Consider the following 18178-nt stretch of genomic DNA (forward strand, 5'->3'; position numbering starts at 1 on the left):
GCGTCAGTGTAGACCGTTAGATCATGAAAAAAATGAAACTTCCAACTAGACTTAAATGATTGATCTTGGAGGTTGAAGCTAAACTCATGTTGAAAACGCCACAAAAATTACAAGAGATGGTTGATGCTATCCATGCCAGTGTGGCCGTGGTTGAACAACATGAGCATGAATATATTATTCTTGCCTGTAATGAACGCTTTAAAAAAATGCTCGGAGAAAATCCCCCCTTCACTCCCTATTGCTCACTTAACAGCATTCTGGTTACCTCAGTTGCCAATACTCTGCTCAGGTTTCTTCCCGAGGTATTTGATACCGATGAACCGGTTGAGTTAGAGCAGGCTTTCGAGAAGGGTCAACAGTCGAACTGGTGGCGCTTGTTCTTGAAACCTATGGCCCACCCCCATGGTCATCTTAAGCGAGTGATGATTACGGGAATAAATATGGATGATAAAGTCGCCCTCGAGTCCGAAATAAACAAGAGAGGAGCCAGATATAGTTCTGTGGTTAAGGGGGCATTCGATGCCATCATCACCATGGATAGATACCAAACCATAAATTATTTTAATCGGGCGGCAGAGATTATTTTTGAATATAGCGCTGATGAAATTATCGGCAAACCAATCACTAGCTTAATGCCTGTTCGTCACAGAGAGCATCATTCGGAATATGTGGAAGAGTTTAATCATGAAGAGATATCTTCACGTGATATGGGAGAGAGAATACAGATATATGGTCTCAAAAAAAGTGGTAATGAGTTTGCCGCCGAGATAAGCATCTCCAAGATATTTGTCGAGGGAGAGCCGGAGTTTACCGCGATAATCAGGGATGTGTCGCAGCGAACACAGCTGCTTGATGAACTGAAATTCAAGCTCAATACCGACTATCTGACAGGGCTGAGAAACCGTAACTACCTCGACCATAAACTAATCAGCATGTCGAACCGATTTACGCGTTATGGGTTTAATTTTTCCTTGTTGATGATCGACTTAGACCATTTCAAACAGATCAATGACACTTATGGTCATTTGGTTGGCGATGAGATCTTAAAGTTTTTTGCCGATGCCGCTACCGGACTGCTAAGGGAAGGAGACAAAATTGCACGATTTGGTGGTGAGGAGTTTACAGTCATTCTCCCCGGAACAAGGTTAAATGTAGCCAAGTTGATTGCTACACGCTTATGCGAACATATTTATGAACAAGTGTTTATCGGACAAGATGAGCAAAAGATCCCATTTACGATCAGTATCGGTGTCGTAGAATATGAACCACAAGACGATGTAAAAAGCATACTGAAACGTGCCGATGAAGCGCTATACAGGGCCAAAATCGACGGTAGGAATTGCATATCTGATTGAGATACACGCTTAATCAATATCAGAGCCTAATTCATAATCCAAAGGTGTTCCGTTATTCTATAGCATTCGTGGCTAAAGCCGACTCCTACAATATTCCATCCTTCGCGGCTAAAGCACGCTCCTACAAAACGTAACAATTCGTGGCTAAAGCACGCTCCTACATAACGTCATTGTTCGTGACTGAAGCCAGCCCTACATTTAATCTAACGCCGTGTCCTACATAGTTGTGCTATCTCATCTACAAACGGACTGACATTGTTCTTGCCGGCCAGCAGGTACACCTTATGTTTAGCACGAGTCAAGGCTACATAAAACAGACGGCGCTCTTCGGCAAACTTAAAATCTTCCTCCTCAGGAAGTAACGCCTCTAACACAGGAGGGGTTGACCTTTGCGATGGAAATCCATGCATACCGGTAGTCAGCCCCGTTATAATCACATAATCAGCCTCCTTCCCCTTAGCAGCATGAAAAGACTGACACTCTATGGTGAAACTTGAATAGTGCTGATTAAGTTTTAATAGCGCCTGCGAGTCTGGCAACAAAAACCAATATCTGGCCAATAGATAGACCGTAGGTTTAACGTCGGTTTCCCTCTTGCTCTTAGTTAGCAACCCCGCAATAGAATCTAATGTATCGGTGAGTGCACTTTTCTCTCTCTTACTCTCATTTATGTTCGTTTCGTCTGCTTGTTTATTTGCACTCTTCCCCTTAACAATCGATACAGACGATTTATTCCCCTTAGTAAACGATTCGACCGATTTTTTCAGTTGCATTGGGTTTTGCGTGACAAACCGGGTCGCCACATCACCAATACGTGAGTTAAAACGAAACGTAAGATCTAAATGAGTCTTAGTGACGGGGCCAAAATAGTGTTCAAATTCGGTCGTTAACTGGACATCCGCGCCACTAAAACGATAGATAGCTTGCCAGTCGTCGCCGACACAAAACAGTGAAGCTGAACGAGTGGATTTTACAGGGCTTGTAGCTTTAGTTTTGTCTTTAGAGCTACCAGCCGACTTTTGATCTTCTGCGGGCTTCTCTTTTGAGACTCGATAAGTTGAATCTCGTAATGCCCTAATCAACCTGGCTCTCGGCTCTGAGATATCCTGAAATTCATCGACCATGATATAGCGCCAGGGTGAGACAAACCGGCCCTGATCGAGATATTGAATAGCTTTAGCAATCATATCTTCAAAATCTATCTCGCCACTCGATTTTAAATGGGCTCGATAGGCTTTTATCATGGGCTTTAATAGCGTAAATGCCGCATCGGTTTGAACCTGATTTGCAGACATTGATAAACGTTCGGCCAAAGCGCTGTCATCCAGGCATGAACCTTTATAGAGCGAAATAGCCTGACTGAATAATTTGACTAGCTTATCAATAACCCCCAGCTCACGTAACTTGGCCAATAGCGCCTCATCATCCACAGGTGCGCGTTTAACCTTACATTTCGTCAGCGCCTTAGAAAGATGCTTGAGCAACTGTCCCTGACTGTGCTGATGGTAATACAGCTCAACATATTGAGTTTGATTATCTTGATGAAGTTTTCGCCGCCTATCTATCGAATCATGATATGAGTCATTATCGATAAAGAGAGGCACAGCTCCGGTTTCATCGATATCAAAGTAATCGATATAAAGATCATATTGCGGCAGGTAGAAATTACTTAGGTAGGGTCGAGTTCCCTTATCGCTTTGCTTATGCTGATAGAGGGCATCATAGCGATACTCAATCCCCTGCCTGTAGAGCCAATTGGCGATCTGTCGCTCTGGGAATCGCTTTACCTTCTCACCATTATACGTTTGGATCTCATTGGCACTGAGATAGTCAGACTGATCCTTTTCATTCTCAAAATAGAATGAACTCATCTCTATGTGAAAGTGGTCGCTAAAGAAGGTTAATAGCCGCTTGCAGTAACGCTTATCTTTAACAAGTGATGCTAACGTATCGTTAACCCAATTGTTTTTCGCTTTCTCGTCATTCGCCCAAGCTGACAACTTAGGCCTAACCCCTTCGACCTCGGTAATGATGTGCATACCTAAGCTATGAAAAGTGCTTGCCCTGATATCGCGAACTCCAGTAGCTCCAAGCGCTTGGTCATCTTTATTTGAGGTTAAAAGCGGACCTAACTTAAGCTGAATACGTTCATCCAGCTCTTTGGCGGCAACCTTTCCATAAGCGAGCAGTAAAATATCATCGGCGATGGCCTGTCCGCTTTTAATCAAATACCCTGCCCGGCCAACCATGACACTGGTCTTTCCCGTTCCGGCACCTGCCAACAAGAGATTGTTATTATCATCGATAACGCAGGCCCTGCGCTGTTTATCGGTTAACGGATTCGATTCGACGCTATCGAAAAATATCTTATATTGGAGTAGCTGCCGTTGAATATACTGCTCGCAGGTATTGGCAATATCTTGACTTGTCCAGGCCTTAAACTGTTTCAGTTTCGTTAACGCAGCGCGAAGTTCTTCCGAAAGGTTAAGGGATCGCTCCCGGCTCCAGGGAAACCAACGCGCATATTCACGTGCGACCCGTGCATTGATCTGATTGACTCTCGATTGACGAGGATACTCACTGGATATCGCATGTTCTATCCGACTAACGAGTTTACATAATCTATCTTGATTAGCCTTAGCCCAGAAAACGGCCATATCATCACTAAATTGTGATTTGGCTCTGTATGACAAAAATGGCACACAGTAAGTTTGCTTACCGGCCTTGAAGTTCAACAAATAACCGAAGAAACTCCAATGAAAAGCCGAGGGCCTATCCAGCTGCTGCCAGTTAAACTGAAGCGCCGTCTCTCTGTCGTTATCAATCTCGTTATCGTTATTTTCAACAGTATTTTTAACGGCTTTTCCAACGGAGTGGGGATTGGTACTGGCCGGATTAATTGTAAAGAATCGATTTTGATTCAATGATGTGAGGGTGAGCCCACCAGCATCGAACTTAACAGCACACTCAGACTGCTTAAAAAATTGGCCAAACCAACTATAAGGTATCTGCTTAACTGTTTGCTCTTCACTCGAAAGCCCGACTCCTACTAAAGAGGCCAATGGGGATAAAGGCTCTCCGGCCGATGTCATGCCTGATGATGTTCCTGCCGACGATCTACTTGAAGTCGCTTTACTAGACGACAATGAAGTTGACGCCGTTTTGCTAGACGCCGCTGTATTTGAAGACAGTGCAACAGCTGAAGAATCAGATGAGTGTGTTGCTGATATAACCGGGTTTGAAGTACTGAGTCGAGACAAGATGGATCCTAAAGCTTAGCTAAAATGAGAATGCATGACGCCGAGGCTAAGAAGTACATGAATGTGATATGAATTTAGTTTACAAGATACCCGAACACGAGTCATGAAAGCAGCAACTGACAGCGCAATAATCAAGCGATAAGGCAGTGATAATAATGAAGAGAAACTAGAAACCACACTATACAAAGAATGAATTCAGAATGACATGATGCGCAAGAATATCCTATCCTCTTACGTCACTCCGGCAAATGCCGGAGTCCATCTTCCTTCCAGTGAAAAAGCTGGATTCTACTCTCTACAAAGAATGAGTTCAGAATGACGATTTGCTGATTTCCGGATGACCTGATTTTAATTCTTTAGGAGCTGGCTTTAGCCGCGAAGGTTTTTGTAAAGATGGACCATTCCCGGCTAAAGCCGGTCCTACATTTAGATATGGCTTTTCGTCCCCACCTCTGAAAACGCCAGCTTTATCCTCTAAGAGGTACATTCTTTGTAGGAGCTGGCTTTAGCCGCGAAGGTTTTTGCAAAGGTGGATCTTTCCCGGCTAAAGCCGGTCCTACATTTAGATATAGCTCTGTTCATTCCCTTCTTTGTAAACGGCTGCTTTACCCTCTAAAATGTATATTCTTTGTAGGGGCGTGTCTCACCCACGAGGATGTGACCCTCTGTAGGAGCGTGCTTTAGCCGCGAATGATTTTAAATTATAGAAAATGAGGATTACGACACTATAACCGTCATTTGACCGCCATGGTATGAAGCGTTCCAGTACACCTAAGGCTCACAGCAATGGCCGGCCCTATTCGTTACCGCAAGATTTAAGCTATCGGTCTCACTCGTCACAGTGGAGGTATTTGCTTCGAGCACCAGAGGGTGGCGCTCTTCTAATACAGAATGAGTCAGTACCTTGTGTTTAAACGCCTCCCAGGGAAAGTTTTCACCGGGATCGGAGCGCCGAGACGGATCCAGTTTGGCATGGGAGATGACATGCCTGAGATTGGGATATTTGGCCCAGGCATATAGAACGATGCGAGCCAACATCTCTATCTGCCATTGGGAATAGGGATCTCGAAAATATTGAACATTCTGAGTATTAACCAGCTCAACACCTAAACTCCGGTCATTAACATTGGGCCCCTCACCCAGTATCGGCTCATAATCGACATGACCCACATGATAGGCCGCTTTCGCCTCAGCCACCGTGGCCCAGATAAAGTGACCATGCTCGGTTTCATTCTCATCGGGTATTATCCAGTGCGCACTCGCCTTTCTCTCTTTCCAGGTATCCACCGCATGTTTCGTCGCATAACCTGCAGTAGCATGGATCACGATAGTATCGATGGACTCAAACACATCACGCCTGCGCGAACGAGATCTGTTCTTGGTCAACCACCCGAAAGCTGGATGCAACTCCTCTTTTAAGGGGATGAAGGTGGGTCTTTGACTCGGTGGAAGCATGAAATGAAAGGTGTCAGGCTTGATTGTGTCAGGATCGGTAGAAATAGCAGAACTAATAGAGTGAGCCGCGTTACTTGAGAAAGCTGAATTAGTCATATTCGTTCCTTGAATAATCTTATACGCAATTTGTCGACCGTGATACTTTTAAAACTAAAGCGAGGTTTTAAATGTACAGCTAAGATCTTAGCTCAAAACAAAGGGATAGCAACTTTTCTCGAAGTCACATTATATGGCAGGCAAAAAATAGCAGTGAATCATAGCCGGTAACTTATCGTCAGTCAGATTTAATGAGTAACATATTGCAAATGCCTTATTGCGAGTAACCAATAACCTATTACGAATAAATAGCTCTCTACCAAAACAGAACATTATCGCTGTGACACACTAGCCATCAGGCGTACCTACAACCTGATTAAAAATATCGACCCAATATGGGTCAAACTGTGTGCCTGAAAAGTTGTTAATTTCATTCATGGTTCGTACTAACGGCCGCTTGAGTAGCGTCCGATGGGCTCTTTCATGAGATCTGGCATCGAACGTATCGGCAATGGCTAGAATTTTAGCGCCATGACAAATATAATCTCCTTTCAAGTGGTTCGGATAACCCGAACCATCCACCTGTTCATGATGCTGTAAAACCATTTCAGCGGCCTGTGCCCATCTGTTTGATTCACTGAGCAACAGACAACCAGAATTGGGATGACGATGTAATGCTTGCCTCTCCCCTTCGGTAAAGGCCCCTTTCTTGGTAAGAAGAGAGCGCGGCAGGAACGACATTCCGATATCGTGAATTAATACGGCAACGGCGAGTTGAGTCGGATCCACTTTTCCCTGTGATTTCTCATTCATCGCAAGCGCGAGTAGTAATAAACGTACCGTACGTCCCTTCCAATAAAACGAACGGTTTTCTAATGGGGTACTCAAGCTTTCGAAGAAATTAATATCTTCATCAAGTTCAATACCATGGCTTTTAAGCACATCTTTAATGTTTTTATCAGCAACGACTTCATTATCGACCAGATAATCAGTATTAACTAATGGCTCTCGGGAACCGTCGCTACTTAGCTTCGTTTTTGGTGTAACCAGTGGACTATCATCGCGAGTATCTTGCGCATCGAGCGCTTCTTTCGAATAGGTGTTATATAAGTGAGTATCCGGGTCTAAAATAAATAGGCAGTTTTTAATGTATTCAATTCTAGCTTCCGGTGCGACATCGGCTATGCAGCTGATATTGATACACAAACGATCGATCTCATCATCTGACAAAGCGCATGGCCTATCATTTATTCTTGACTGAACCATATTCTCAGTCTTATCGAGCGTGAGTAGCACCACATCACATAACAGACTGTCGTACTCGATACGGTTTTTTCTTATGGCGTCCAGCAGGTCTTCCACGCTCTGGATCAGCGGCGTGATATCTTTCAAACCCACATAGACCAGATTGCCTTTGATGGTATGAATAGACCTGAACAGGGAATTAAGGAGGGTGGCGTTAGTGGGATCCAGCTCTAAATCGATTAAGACAGAGTCACATATTTCATGGGCCGTCTTGAAGTCATCATAAAAATCACCCATGGCATCCATATCAATCATGCTTTCGCTACTTTCTTGTTGAGAACTTCCTGATTCAACCATACCTAACACCCCAAAATTACTACTTTTTTAACAATAGGTCACCATGTGCCTACTAGTATAGTCAGGATACATCTGATTGCTGAGATGAGCATGATCTGCGCCAATAATATACGAATTAAACAGGAAAAATGATGAAGCCCGAGTTCACTTCCCCGTCAGTAAGACCACAAGCTGGATTCTGAAACCTAGATTTCGAAACAGGGTCAGAATGACGAAAAGAGGCAGTATCGACCCGGTGAAAGCAGGAATCCATTTTCCCATCAATAAAATCACAAGCTGGATTCTGAAACCTGGATTTCGAAACAGGCCAGAATGACAGAAAGAGACAGACAAGCATCATTCCAAATCAAAACCGTCATCCCGGACTCGTTCCGGGATCCATCTCAGGGCTTACTCTTAAAATTGGATTCTACTCTTAACACAGAATGAATTCAGAATGACGTTTTGTAGGAGCTGGCTTTAGCCGCGAAGGTGTAAGTTCCTTTGTAGGAGCGTGCTTCAGCCGCGAAGGTTTTTGGGTGGATCATTCCCGGCTAAAGCCGGTCCTACATTTAGATATAGCTCTGTTCATTCCTTTCTTTGTAAACAGCGGTTTTATCCTCGAAGGATATGGATCCCTTTTTTATATCATCTCAGCTATATCAGCGCAGTGTCATCTCTGCTTTGTCAAACCTACTTCTGCGAGCGAATGATCTCCTCATCTACCCATTTCAATAACTGCTTGATGGCTTTCGATAAAATTTGGTTCTGGCGCACAATATACCCCAGGCTGGTGGTCGGAAACTCGGGTAACGGCGTTACCTTTGTTTTGAGATGAGTTTTGAGGTTGCGTTTAGTATAAATTGAAAACTCGGGCACTATCGCCACACCGAAGCCCGCTTCTGCCCAATCGATTTGAGCGTCGACACTGCCGACCTCCATAATTCGGTACTTCGGCAGATTCAGAGATGGCAATGCTAGATCGAGTAGGTCTCGGGTACGGGTATCATGGCCTAATAAGATTAAAGTGGGTTCACTCTCTAGTTCCAGCTCAGGCTGCAGCTTCGCTTGTTGCCATAGCGCCAGATTATCCCCTAACGCGCACCAGCGTATCTGTTGTAACTGGGTGAAATGCAGCGGCTGACTCTCTTTTTGAGCGATCACAAAGCCCAGATCCGCTTGAGCGTTTTTCACCAATGCTGATGCTTGCGATGAGGTGGTATTTAACAGTGAAAAATCGATGCCTGGGAATTCAGCTTTGAACAACTGAAATGGCGAGATCAACAATAAGCGAGAGATGATGTCACTGGCTGCAATGGTAAGCGTCCCTTGGCTAAGATCGTTAATCGCGTTGAGATCCGCCTGGCAAACCTGCAGCTCCATCAAGGTTTTCTGGCTGGTTTTCAGTAATCGAACGCCCGCTTCGGTCAGATGAAATGGATTACGCTCAATTAACTTAACCCGCGTCGTACTCTCTAACTGTTTGATATGTAGACTGACATTAGGCTGAGTCATATGCAGCGCCGCTGCCGCTTTACCGAAATGTTGGTGCTGCGCTAAGGTGACAAACGTTTTAAGCCAATTGAGATCAAGCATACCCTTTACCTGGTTATTTAAGCAGTTTCGCCCCTATGATATATGAATTCCTTATCAATCTGATAATAATAATTAATTTCTCATATCAGAACTATTCGATTAGCATAGCCGCTTAATTATTCAGGAGTGTGAGTTATGCCGTCTATTGTTGTTGTTGGTGCTAATTGGGGCGATGAAGGTAAAGGCCGTATCGTTGATTTTCTTGCGGCAGATGCATCTGCAAGTATTCGTTTTCAAGGTGGTAATAATGCGGGCCATACTGTCGTCAATGACTTTGGTACCTTTAAATTACACCAGCTTCCAAGTGGCATATTCAACCCGGACTGTACTGCGGTACTTGGCCCAGGCATGGTCATCAGCCCTGCAGCGTTAACTGAAGAGATTGCAGAAGTTAAAGCCGCTGGCGTAAGCGTTAAGCTACACATTTCAGATCGTGCCACTCTATGTCTGCCGCTACACGCACTCGAAGATACCCTTGAAGAGGAACGTTTAGGCGATGGTGCTTACGGTTCAACAAGACAAGGTATCGCACCTGCATATGGCGATCGCGTCATGAAAAAAGGCATTCTTGTCGGTTGGTTAATGCAACCTGAAGTGCTACTTGAGCGTATTAAATTTATGCTCGATTGGAAGATGCCACAACTGAAAGCCCTATACCCTAGCTGTGACTTTAGCCAAAGCGCTGAAGAGATGACCGCATGGTTATTAGAAGTGTCGGCGCCTTGGCGTGAATTTATCTGCAACGTGACTGAGCCACTAAAAGTCATGCAAAGCAATAATGCCAGCTTGCTGTTTGAAGCCCAATTAGGTGCAGGCCGTGACTTGGTTTATGGCGAATACCCTTGGACAACGTCTTCAAACGTAACCGCCGCTTATGCCGGCATTGGTAGTGGTTTACCGGCTCTACGCCCGGAACGTATCATTGCCGTGGCTAAATCATTCAGCTCGTCTGTCGGTACAGGAACATTAGTTACCGCAATGGAAGAGCAGGATAACTTCCGTGAAACATCTAATGAATACGGCGCAACCACCGGCCGTCCCCGTGATATGGGTTACTTCGATGCTGTCGCAACGCGTAATGGTGTCGAACTGCAAGCCGCTACCGAAATCGCACTGACTAAGATTGACTGTTTAACTGGCATGACAGATCTGAAAATCTGCGTATCTTACGAAGGTGAGCATACTCAAAACCCAATCTGGCCACAAACCGCAGCCCTATCACCTGTCTATGAGCAGATGCAAGGTTGGAGCGAAGACATCACAGGCTGTCGTACTTTTGAAAGCCTACCTGAAGCCGCGCAACACTATGTACTTCGTATCGAAGCGCTAATGGGCGTCACAATCAGCATGGTATCAGTAGGCCCAGAACGTGAGCAGATGATCCTGAGATAATTCGAGTTAGCTGAGAATGGAACCTGGACTTAAACCAAGATCCATTTTTACTGACTTACTAAAGATAGACTCTGACACCTACACTCATAAAAAATCAGAATAACTGATGTTGATAATAGTAAGAAATGTCGACAATGCTTGAGCATCTGTCGCCTAAAAATGGAACCCATACAGGGTTCCATTTTTTTTGCCGTCATTTAACCTTTGAATGTAATTCCTACCTTGAAACGTCATTTGACTGCCAGGGATGGCAGCAATGTCGATAAGGCCAGGAGCATTTATCGACCCGGCGAAGGCCGGAAGCTATCTTTTGTAGGAGCCGGCTTTAACTCCACTGTAGGAGCGCGCTTCAGCCGCGAATCTTTTGAACAGAGGAGCCATTCCCGGCTAAAGCCGGTCCTACATTTGATATAGCATCATTCGTTCCCTTGTCTGTAAACGCCAAGCTTTATCCTCAAAGATGCGGATCCTTTGTTGTAGCGACCAGCCGCGAACCAAACTCCTTCAATATCCTTTTTTATACGTTTTGGTTTTGCAAACGAAGTGCTGCTCTGGCTTTCATTCGACCAAGGATCTCCTTTCGCACAAACGTCACCAACACAAAGCTCACCATTAACGTCCCAACGACTGAGCTTATGATAAGCATGAGCAGATACCAAGTTGGCATTCTGGCGCCATCATGTAAGAAACGCGCACTGTACTTAGCTTGATAGGCAAGTCCCTTATCACTAAAGGTCTGCGCTGAATCTAACTTGCCCGTGTGAAGATCGATGTTTATGGTATCAGTCTGCATCAAACCTAAGGCGTTATCGCCATTAAAGCTCAGTGAATAGATATAACTCCCCTCTTCCGGTTTACGCGGCTTTGATACAGAAACCAGTTCAGACTCCGGCCATATTTTTTGGGCTGCAGCAATCTGTGCCTCCCAGTCACCAGCTTGAGCAAGTACTGGCTTTTGTCGATTCTCATCTAACGTCGAACTACCCCATGCACCGTAGGTGATATAGGCACCACTGATCGACATAATCAACAATGGAATTGAGAAAATCAGCCCCAACTGAATATGGCTCTTGATCAAGGCACTGTTTTTACCATTTTTAGGCAGTGTATGCTTCCACTTAAAGCCACGTCTTATTAACCACCACAGATAGAGTCCGATAAAGATGATGACCGTTGCCAATATGGCGCTGATAGCATTGGCATGTTTACCGGGGTCGCTTAGCTGAAAGTTACGATGAAACCAGAACATCCAACTTTGCAGAGAATCTTTACTTTTTACCTGATGGCTTAACTCTTCAAGGTCAGTAGTTAGATAAGTGGACTCTTGTCTCGAATAGGCCTCGACATAAGGCGCCATTTCGGTTGGTAGTTTTACACCTGATGCCTCCGGATAGTTCGCCAGCGCATCGGCCGCGATCACAGCTTTTTCTTCATGGCTTAGCGCAGAATACACCTGACCTTTATCGTCCATACGTTTAAGCAGATCTGCACCGCCTAAATAGATACCGGTCGTTAATACAATCAGCATTATTAAACTGATAAAAAAGCCTAGCCAGTTGTGGAGTGTTTTTAAGATTTTTGTCATTTTGAATTTTCAGTAATAGCTTGTAATTGAGAAAGGTTATCATTAACCAACTCTATTTCAATACTCTAACCGGGATTTACAAAGTAATGATTATTGTAGGAGCCGGCTTTAGCCGCGAAGCCGTCATCTTACCGCCACGGTAGGAAGCGATTCTTTTATGCTGTCATCCCGGGCTTGTTCCGGGATCCACCTCTTGGCTAGCTATAAAGCTAGATTCTGAAATAAATTCAGAATGACATAAAACAGAAGCAGCAAGCGCGGCCCGAATCTACTTCTACTGCCGTCATGCCGGACTTGTTCCGGGATCCACCTAAAGTCCTTCCGGCGAAGGCCGGAATCCATCTGTGGCTTAACGCAGGACATAGATTCTAAACCTGAAATTCAAGTGAAGTCAGAATCACGAAATTAATCGGCTCAGAATATCGTGTTGTAGGAGCCGGCTTTAGCCGCGAATCTGTTCTACCGGACTTGTTCCGGTATCCACCTTTGAACGTCATTCCAGCGAAGCATCGTCTTAGCCCCTACAGCGCAGCGTCGTATTCCTTCGACCAAGCTCACATTGTGAGCATCGTCTGAGCCCTTACAGCGTAGCGTCGTTTTAGCTCCAATAACGAAGTGTCATCCCCGCTCAACCAACAAAGTGCCATCTTAGCTCTTCTAGCGAAGTGTCGTCTCAGCTTTAATAGCGCAGCGTCATTTCTGACTTACAGCGAAGCGCCGTCTTTGACTTTAAAGCGCTCCTTTTCTTTCACTTTAAAATTCAATTAAGGGAAGAATAAGGTAAGGCTGCGATACTAATATTATTGAATATCAATCGTTAGCCGCTGTTTTATATGTTGGATCAGTTGTTTATTAACTCGTACGACATCAGATGAAACAGCATTCAGGAATTTGCATGAACCAGATCACTCTTATCGCCTTGGTCACCCTAGCCGTACTGGTTGTGGCAACCATTATCATCATTCCGGTGACCAAATTTATGTTCAACGTAGCGATAACTGTCATCCCCTTCATCATTGTCACCATAGGGGCTTACTTCATCTACCAACATCTACTTAAGAGGAACAAACAATGAATACAATCATAGTGATAGGCGCAATCGTTTTCTTTGCAGTTCTACTGGTAATGAGCACATCCAGTAAACAATAGGCTTAACATATCTAGTTCAAACAAATATCAGTGAGAAAAAGAGCCGAAAAATTGTATCGAGAACGAGCACGGAGAAAGCCCACTCAAAACTAGCTCTTATTTTTAGTATTTAAATTAGTATCGAGACTCTGCTCATAACAAGCGCTCTCGATACTAAACCTCCCTACTCTTCACTCCTTCTATGATAACCATTCATGCTCACCCGCGACCAGAAGTTGAACAATAAGAAGGTTCCCGCCATTTTTAACTATGCTTACTATTGATGCTTATGTCCGAGCTGGCTAGCAACACCCTGGCACTGTTTGTTTGTAAATGGGTACAACGATGAAGTTACAAAGGTATTGGATTGGATTGCTTTCGGTATTGATGAGCTGCATATTCGCACCAGTATTGGCTACAGAGCCCCAAGCGGCACAAACTGACGCTAACTTTCCACTGCGCTCCGTTTATCAAAATATTCCTATCATGGCTCATCATGCGTTATATAAACAGTTGGAAAGTACCATAGTCATCGACGTGCGATCCCAGCATGAATACGACACGCTGCACATCAAAGGTGCGATCAATATTTCTATTTCAAATGCCGGTTTTATTACAAGGGTTAAGAAATTACGGGCGCAAGACTCACGGCCAATCGTGTTTTACTGTAATGGCATAACCTGCGACAAATCCTATAAGGCGAGTGATAAAGCGATTGAAAATGGCATTACAGATGTTGCTACCATGGATCTGGGGATATTTGGCTGGATTGAGGCTTTCCCTGATGCGGCTGTTATTCTAGGCGAAGAGACAGTGCCGGAAGATAGACTTATCACTAAGGAAAAGTATCAGTTACACCTTTTATCACCGGCTGAGTTTGTCGCTAAAATTGATAAGTCGGTGATGGTTGTCGATATCAGAGAGCATTATCACAGAGACCCGGTTATTCTCGAGGGGGTTACACGGGTCGCATCATCAGATAAAGTGCTCGGGCTTTTACGTAAGGCCAAAAAGAATCAGCAAACTATCTTGTTTTATGATGCAGTAGGCAAGCAAACTCCCTGGTTACAATACTTAATTGAAAAAGTGGGTGTAGAAAATTATTACTTTATGGATGGCGGCGTAAAAGCCTATGTTGAAGCGGGTTTACCTATAGATTGAGTCATCATTAGTAAGTTTACATTTATAAGTAATGGTAGAGCTCACTCCTCCGAAACAAGCACGTGCTTCTCAATGAAAAATCAACAATCACCATAGTCAATTGTTTTTCACCCAAAGCTGCGTTATAGATATAACTCTCTTATATAACGAGTTTTAGCACTAAGAAAGAGTTAAACCCACTTAACCGCTTCCCGAGGCTGAACAATGAAAAGTTTACCGCTAATCTTGACCTTATTAGCTGCACTGGTCTCAATAGATTGCCAGGCAAAAGCCTGTGAGAACTATCAACTCGAGCAAGTCGCTGAAGGGCTCGGGATCCCCTGGGGCATGGCCTTAATCGGCCCCAATAAACTCCTGGTCACCGAGCGAGGTGGTAAACTGTTACAGCTTGACCTCACCACCGGCAAGCAGACAAACATCAAAGGCCTACCACCCATATATGCCAAGGGACAAGGCGGCCTGCTCGATATCCAATTGGGCCCTAAGACCGACTCTGGTTCTAGCAGCAAACAACAATGGCTCTATATTACCTACGCAAAGCCTGTCGACGGTCAGGGGCGAACCACAATTGCAAGAGCCCTGCTTCGAGGCAAAGAGTTAGTTAACTGGCAAGATCTATTGGTAACCGAATCGGCAACAGATACCGGCCGTCATTTTGGATCGCGCATCGCCTTCGATGACAAGGGCCACCTGTATTTCTCAATCGGTGACCGCGGCCACCGTCCAAACGGCCAAGACTTGACCACTCACGCCGGCAGTATCTTGCGGCTAAATCTTGATGGCAGTGTGCCTCGAGATAATCCCTTCGCCTCTGCCACTAATAAGAGTAATGAAAATGCATTGCCCGAGATCTACAGCTATGGGCATCGTAATCCACAAGGTCTGACATATGATGTTAAAAGCCAACGTTTGTGGTCGATAGAACACGGGCCCAGAGGCGGCGATGAGATTAACCTGATTAAAGCTGGAGGCAATTATGGTTGGCCCGTGGTCTCATTTGGCAAAGAGTATTGGGGGCCGATAAGTGTCGGTGATGGTACATTTAAAGAAGGCATGGAGCCGCCGGTAAAAGTCTATACCCCATCCATCGCCCCCTCGAGCTTGTTAGTCTACTCCGGCCACGCCTTCATCGAATGGCAAGGTGATCTGCTCAGCGGCGCACTGAAACTGACTCACCTGAATCGAGTAGTGCTCGACGGCGAACGTGCCACATCAGAGTTGCGACTGCTGACCGAGTTTAACGAACGTATACGTCAGGTCATAGAAGATGAACATGGGTATCTGCTTATTTCGACAGACAGCGGGTCTATATACCGCCTAAAGCCCTGTGGTGTTTAGATCTGTAGCCACCAACATGTCGAGTAATAAAGAAGCAATTAACTAACTAACTAACTAACTAACTAACAGCACTAACCCACTTTGGGACAAAAATACTTTAGAGTTAAAACGCTTAAAGTTACTTTTCATTAGGCAAGGTATGGCAGTCTGATATGTACTAACGCTGGTAATAACAGCTTGGAAATATCATTATTTTTGCCAATTAGGTACTCATTCCCGCACCTTGATAGTTTGCATACACGTGTTGATAAACACGCTGCCCCATATCAGCCAACTAATAACCTTAATCAAAAATCAAACTAGCCACCAGCTCCTTTTTTCCGAATTTTACGTATAAAACCGTTTTTTTAAGCTGATGACATAGGACGTCAGTAATAGCGCTTATGAATCTCGCAATTCTCGACGTAAGATCTTCCCAACATTTGATTTTGGCAATTCATCTCTAAATTCGATTATCCTTGGGTTTTTATAACCGGTAAGATATTTTCTACAATGTTTTTTTATTTCATCAACGGTCACATTACCTTTGCGTACAATAAATAATTTAACTTTTTCTCCTGTGGCGTCATCAGGAATGCCAATGGCCGCAGCTTCGATGATGTGCGGGTGAAGTGTTGCAACTTCTTCAATTTCAGTTGGAAAAACATTAAATCCCGAAACTAGAATCATATCTTTTTTACGGTCTTCAATATAAAAAATCCCATCGTCATCCATTCTTCCTATATCGCCAGAGCTTAACCAACCTCCTGCATGCATTACAGTATTGGTTTCGGCTTCTTGTTGCCAATAGCCTTTCATCACTTGGGGCCCTCTAATTTGAATTTCACCAATTTGGTTGGGACCTAAAGGTTCATTTTCATCATTAACGATACGGAGTTCAGTGCTGGGTAAAGGGACACCAATTGAAGAAATAAATGATTGTTGTTGATGAGTACCTGCTGCGACCACTGGGGAGCATTCAGTTAAGCCATAACCTTCTATGACAGGCATTCCAGTGAGTTCTTGCCAACGATCAGCAATATTTTTCTGCGTCGGCATTCCACCAGCAATAGTAAAACGAGCGTGACTAAAATCTAATTCTTGAAAACCAGCATGATTGTTTAGACCATTAAAAAGTGTATTTAAACCAAAAACCATTGTGAATGGATATTTACTTAAATCTGCTACGAAACCATCGACATCTCTTGGGTTGGTAATGAGTAAATTCGTTGCACCGAGAAAGAGCATAAACATCATACTCACTGAGTTGGCAAAAATATGATAAAGCGGAAGTGGGGTTACTGCATATTCCTTATCATATAAGGTTCTTGGGCTAAAATGAGCATGAACCTGTAGAACGTTAGAAATAATATTACTATGAGTAAGCATTGCCCCTTTCGCAGGACCCGTCGTTCCACCTGTATATTGGAGGTATGCTAAATCATCTACTGTTATTTGGGGATCAATAAAGGGAAGTTTCTTGCCTTCGGTTAACGCTCTACGCAATGAAATAGCGTCGGAAATATGATATTTAGGCACTATTTTTTTGACATGTTTGATAAGAAAGTTAACCAATGTACGCTTATGAATAGCTAACTCATCGCCGATTTTGGTTAAAATAACATGCTTGATGTTAGTCTCATGCAGTATTTGCTGAAGGTTGTTACCAAAATTTGTTACGGCAACAATAGCACTGGACCCTGAGTCTCGTAATTGATGTTTTAACTCTCGAGGGGTATAAAGTGGATTAACATTTACAATAATGAGTCCTGCTTTTAATGCACCTAAAATAGTTATGGGATATTGCAATAAATTAGGCATCATCAAGGCGATTCTTTCGCCTTTTTTCATTTTTAGTTCAGATTGTAGATAAGCAGCAAAAGCGTTACTTTTACTTTCGAGATCTTGGTAGGATAAGCTATGTCCCATATTAATATATGCTGCTTTTTTAGCATGCGCACTAAATGACTCTTTAAACAAATCATTGATATTGTTATACATACTTGAATCTATTGTTGTGGGCACATCCTCAGGATATTGTTTTAACCACGGTTTATCATTTGTCATTATAGCCATCATTAATGTTGTTGTTTAAACATCACTATTGTAAATTAATTTACCTAATTAGTATAAAAATAATAGGCTGAATTCAATGAATTAACTACTGTTCTAGGGGGGTAGCAGTAGCTAATGTCTCAGAGTGTGACTCGTCCCTGCCTCTGTCGCTTTTCCGCTTCACTCTATCTTTCTTCAACAATGAAAAAAGCATTCAGCTACTGCATTATCATGACCGTTTCTACTGTGGCACATGC

The 18178-nt window shown here is 43.8% G+C and carries 12 protein-coding genes; 6 read left to right on the forward strand and 6 right to left on the reverse strand.

Annotation, left to right across the window (positions count from 1 at the left end; genetic code table 11):
* Positions 1–86: 86 nt before the first annotated feature.
* Positions 87–1355 (forward strand): GGDEF domain-containing protein, encoded by a 1269-nt coding sequence (locus EKG38_RS11430; RefSeq protein WP_126520382.1) that lies wholly within the window; start codon positions 87–89, stop codon positions 1353–1355.
* A 203-nt stretch (positions 1356–1558) separates the two neighbouring features.
* Here the strand turns inward: EKG38_RS11430 and EKG38_RS11435 are convergent, their stop codons facing one another.
* The gene (locus EKG38_RS11435; RefSeq protein ID WP_246033148.1) at positions 1559–4447 is read right to left on the reverse strand and encodes a UvrD-helicase domain-containing protein; all 2889 of its coding nucleotides are present in this window, start codon (positions 4445–4447) and stop codon (positions 1559–1561) included.
* On the opposite strand from EKG38_RS11435, the gene EKG38_RS25220 reads away from it, so the two are divergent.
* On the forward strand, positions 4446–4634 hold the full coding sequence (locus tag EKG38_RS25220; protein ID WP_246033149.1) for a hypothetical protein: 189 nt from the start codon (positions 4446–4448) through the stop codon (positions 4632–4634). The genes EKG38_RS11435 and EKG38_RS25220 overlap by 2 nt on opposite strands.
* A gap of 752 nt (positions 4635–5386) precedes the next feature.
* On the opposite strand, the gene EKG38_RS11440 is transcribed toward EKG38_RS25220, so the two are convergent.
* The 3 genes from EKG38_RS11440 to EKG38_RS11450 all read right to left on the reverse strand — a co-directional run bounded on the left by EKG38_RS11440 (position 5387) and on the right by EKG38_RS11450 (position 9283).
* The gene (locus EKG38_RS11440; protein ID WP_126520384.1) at positions 5387–6166 is read right to left on the reverse strand and encodes an N-acetylmuramoyl-L-alanine amidase; all 780 of its coding nucleotides are present in this window, start codon (positions 6164–6166) and stop codon (positions 5387–5389) included.
* 288 nt (positions 6167–6454) lie between these two features.
* Positions 6455–7708, reverse strand: coding sequence for an HD domain-containing phosphohydrolase (locus EKG38_RS11445; protein ID WP_126520385.1), 1254 nt, complete (start codon positions 7706–7708; stop codon positions 6455–6457).
* Positions 7709–8380: 672 nt separating this feature from the next.
* Positions 8381–9283: a LysR family transcriptional regulator gene (locus tag EKG38_RS11450; protein ID WP_126520386.1), complete on the reverse strand. Its 903-nt coding sequence runs from the start codon at positions 9281–9283 to the stop codon at positions 8381–8383.
* 135 nt (positions 9284–9418) lie between these two features.
* Here EKG38_RS11450 and EKG38_RS11455 point away from each other — a divergent pair, with 135 nt between their 5' ends.
* The gene (locus tag EKG38_RS11455; protein WP_126520387.1) at positions 9419–10675 is read left to right on the forward strand and encodes an adenylosuccinate synthase; all 1257 of its coding nucleotides are present in this window, start codon (positions 9419–9421) and stop codon (positions 10673–10675) included.
* Positions 10676–11192: 517 nt separating this feature from the next.
* Here EKG38_RS11455 and EKG38_RS11460 read toward each other — a convergent pair.
* Positions 11193–12260 carry a PepSY-associated TM helix domain-containing protein gene (locus tag EKG38_RS11460; protein WP_126520388.1) on the reverse strand — a complete coding sequence of 356 codons (1068 nt, stop codon included), beginning with the start codon at positions 12258–12260 and terminating at the stop codon, positions 11193–11195.
* Positions 12261–13155: 895 nt separating this feature from the next.
* Between EKG38_RS11460 and EKG38_RS11465 the strand changes: the two genes are divergently transcribed.
* The 3 genes from EKG38_RS11465 (at position 13156) to EKG38_RS11475 (ending at position 15887) form a co-directional block, all read left to right on the forward strand.
* The gene (locus EKG38_RS11465; protein ID WP_126520389.1) at positions 13156–13335 is read left to right on the forward strand and encodes a hypothetical protein; all 180 of its coding nucleotides are present in this window, start codon (positions 13156–13158) and stop codon (positions 13333–13335) included.
* A 398-nt stretch (positions 13336–13733) separates the two neighbouring features.
* Positions 13734–14549: a rhodanese-like domain-containing protein gene (locus tag EKG38_RS11470; protein WP_126520390.1), complete on the forward strand. Its 816-nt coding sequence runs from the start codon at positions 13734–13736 to the stop codon at positions 14547–14549.
* Positions 14550–14753: 204 nt separating this feature from the next.
* Positions 14754–15887, forward strand: a complete 1134-nt coding sequence (locus EKG38_RS11475; protein ID WP_126520391.1) for a PQQ-dependent sugar dehydrogenase — start codon at positions 14754–14756, stop codon at positions 15885–15887.
* Positions 15888–16268: 381 nt separating this feature from the next.
* On the opposite strand, the gene EKG38_RS11480 is transcribed toward EKG38_RS11475, so the two are convergent.
* A complete protein-coding gene (locus tag EKG38_RS11480) occupies positions 16269–17945 on the reverse strand; it encodes an AMP-binding protein (RefSeq protein ID WP_126520392.1) in 1677 nt (558 codons plus the stop codon).
* Positions 17946–18178 lie beyond the last annotated feature (233 nt).

This window comes from Shewanella canadensis (assembly GCF_003966225.1).
Classification (GTDB): domain Bacteria; phylum Pseudomonadota; class Gammaproteobacteria; order Enterobacterales; family Shewanellaceae; genus Shewanella; species Shewanella canadensis.

Bases quoted from the DNA above. Each gene is read 5' to 3' on its own strand.
- EKG38_RS11430 (WP_126520382.1), top strand. From the start codon at position 87: ATGTTGAAAACGCCACAAAAATTACAAGAGATGGTTGATGCTATCCAT.
- EKG38_RS25220 (WP_246033149.1), top strand. From the start codon at position 4,446: ATGCCTGATGATGTTCCTGCCGACGATCTACTTGAAGTCGCTTTACTA.
- EKG38_RS11435 (WP_246033148.1), bottom strand. From the start codon at position 4,447: ATGACATCGGCCGGAGAGCCTTTATCCCCATTGGCCTCTTTAGTAGGA.
- EKG38_RS11440 (WP_126520384.1), bottom strand. From the start codon at position 6,166: ATGACTAATTCAGCTTTCTCAAGTAACGCGGCTCACTCTATTAGTTCT.
- EKG38_RS11445 (WP_126520385.1), bottom strand. From the start codon at position 7,708: ATGGTTGAATCAGGAAGTTCTCAACAAGAAAGTAGCGAAAGCATGATT.
- EKG38_RS11450 (WP_126520386.1), bottom strand. From the start codon at position 9,283: ATGCTTGATCTCAATTGGCTTAAAACGTTTGTCACCTTAGCGCAGCAC.
- EKG38_RS11455 (WP_126520387.1), top strand. From the start codon at position 9,419: ATGCCGTCTATTGTTGTTGTTGGTGCTAATTGGGGCGATGAAGGTAAA.
- EKG38_RS11460 (WP_126520388.1), bottom strand. From the start codon at position 12,260: ATGACAAAAATCTTAAAAACACTCCACAACTGGCTAGGCTTTTTTATC.
- EKG38_RS11465 (WP_126520389.1), top strand. From the start codon at position 13,156: ATGAACCAGATCACTCTTATCGCCTTGGTCACCCTAGCCGTACTGGTT.
- EKG38_RS11470 (WP_126520390.1), top strand. From the start codon at position 13,734: ATGAAGTTACAAAGGTATTGGATTGGATTGCTTTCGGTATTGATGAGC.
- EKG38_RS11475 (WP_126520391.1), top strand. From the start codon at position 14,754: ATGAAAAGTTTACCGCTAATCTTGACCTTATTAGCTGCACTGGTCTCA.
- EKG38_RS11480 (WP_126520392.1), bottom strand. From the start codon at position 17,945: ATGATGGCTATAATGACAAATGATAAACCGTGGTTAAAACAATATCCT.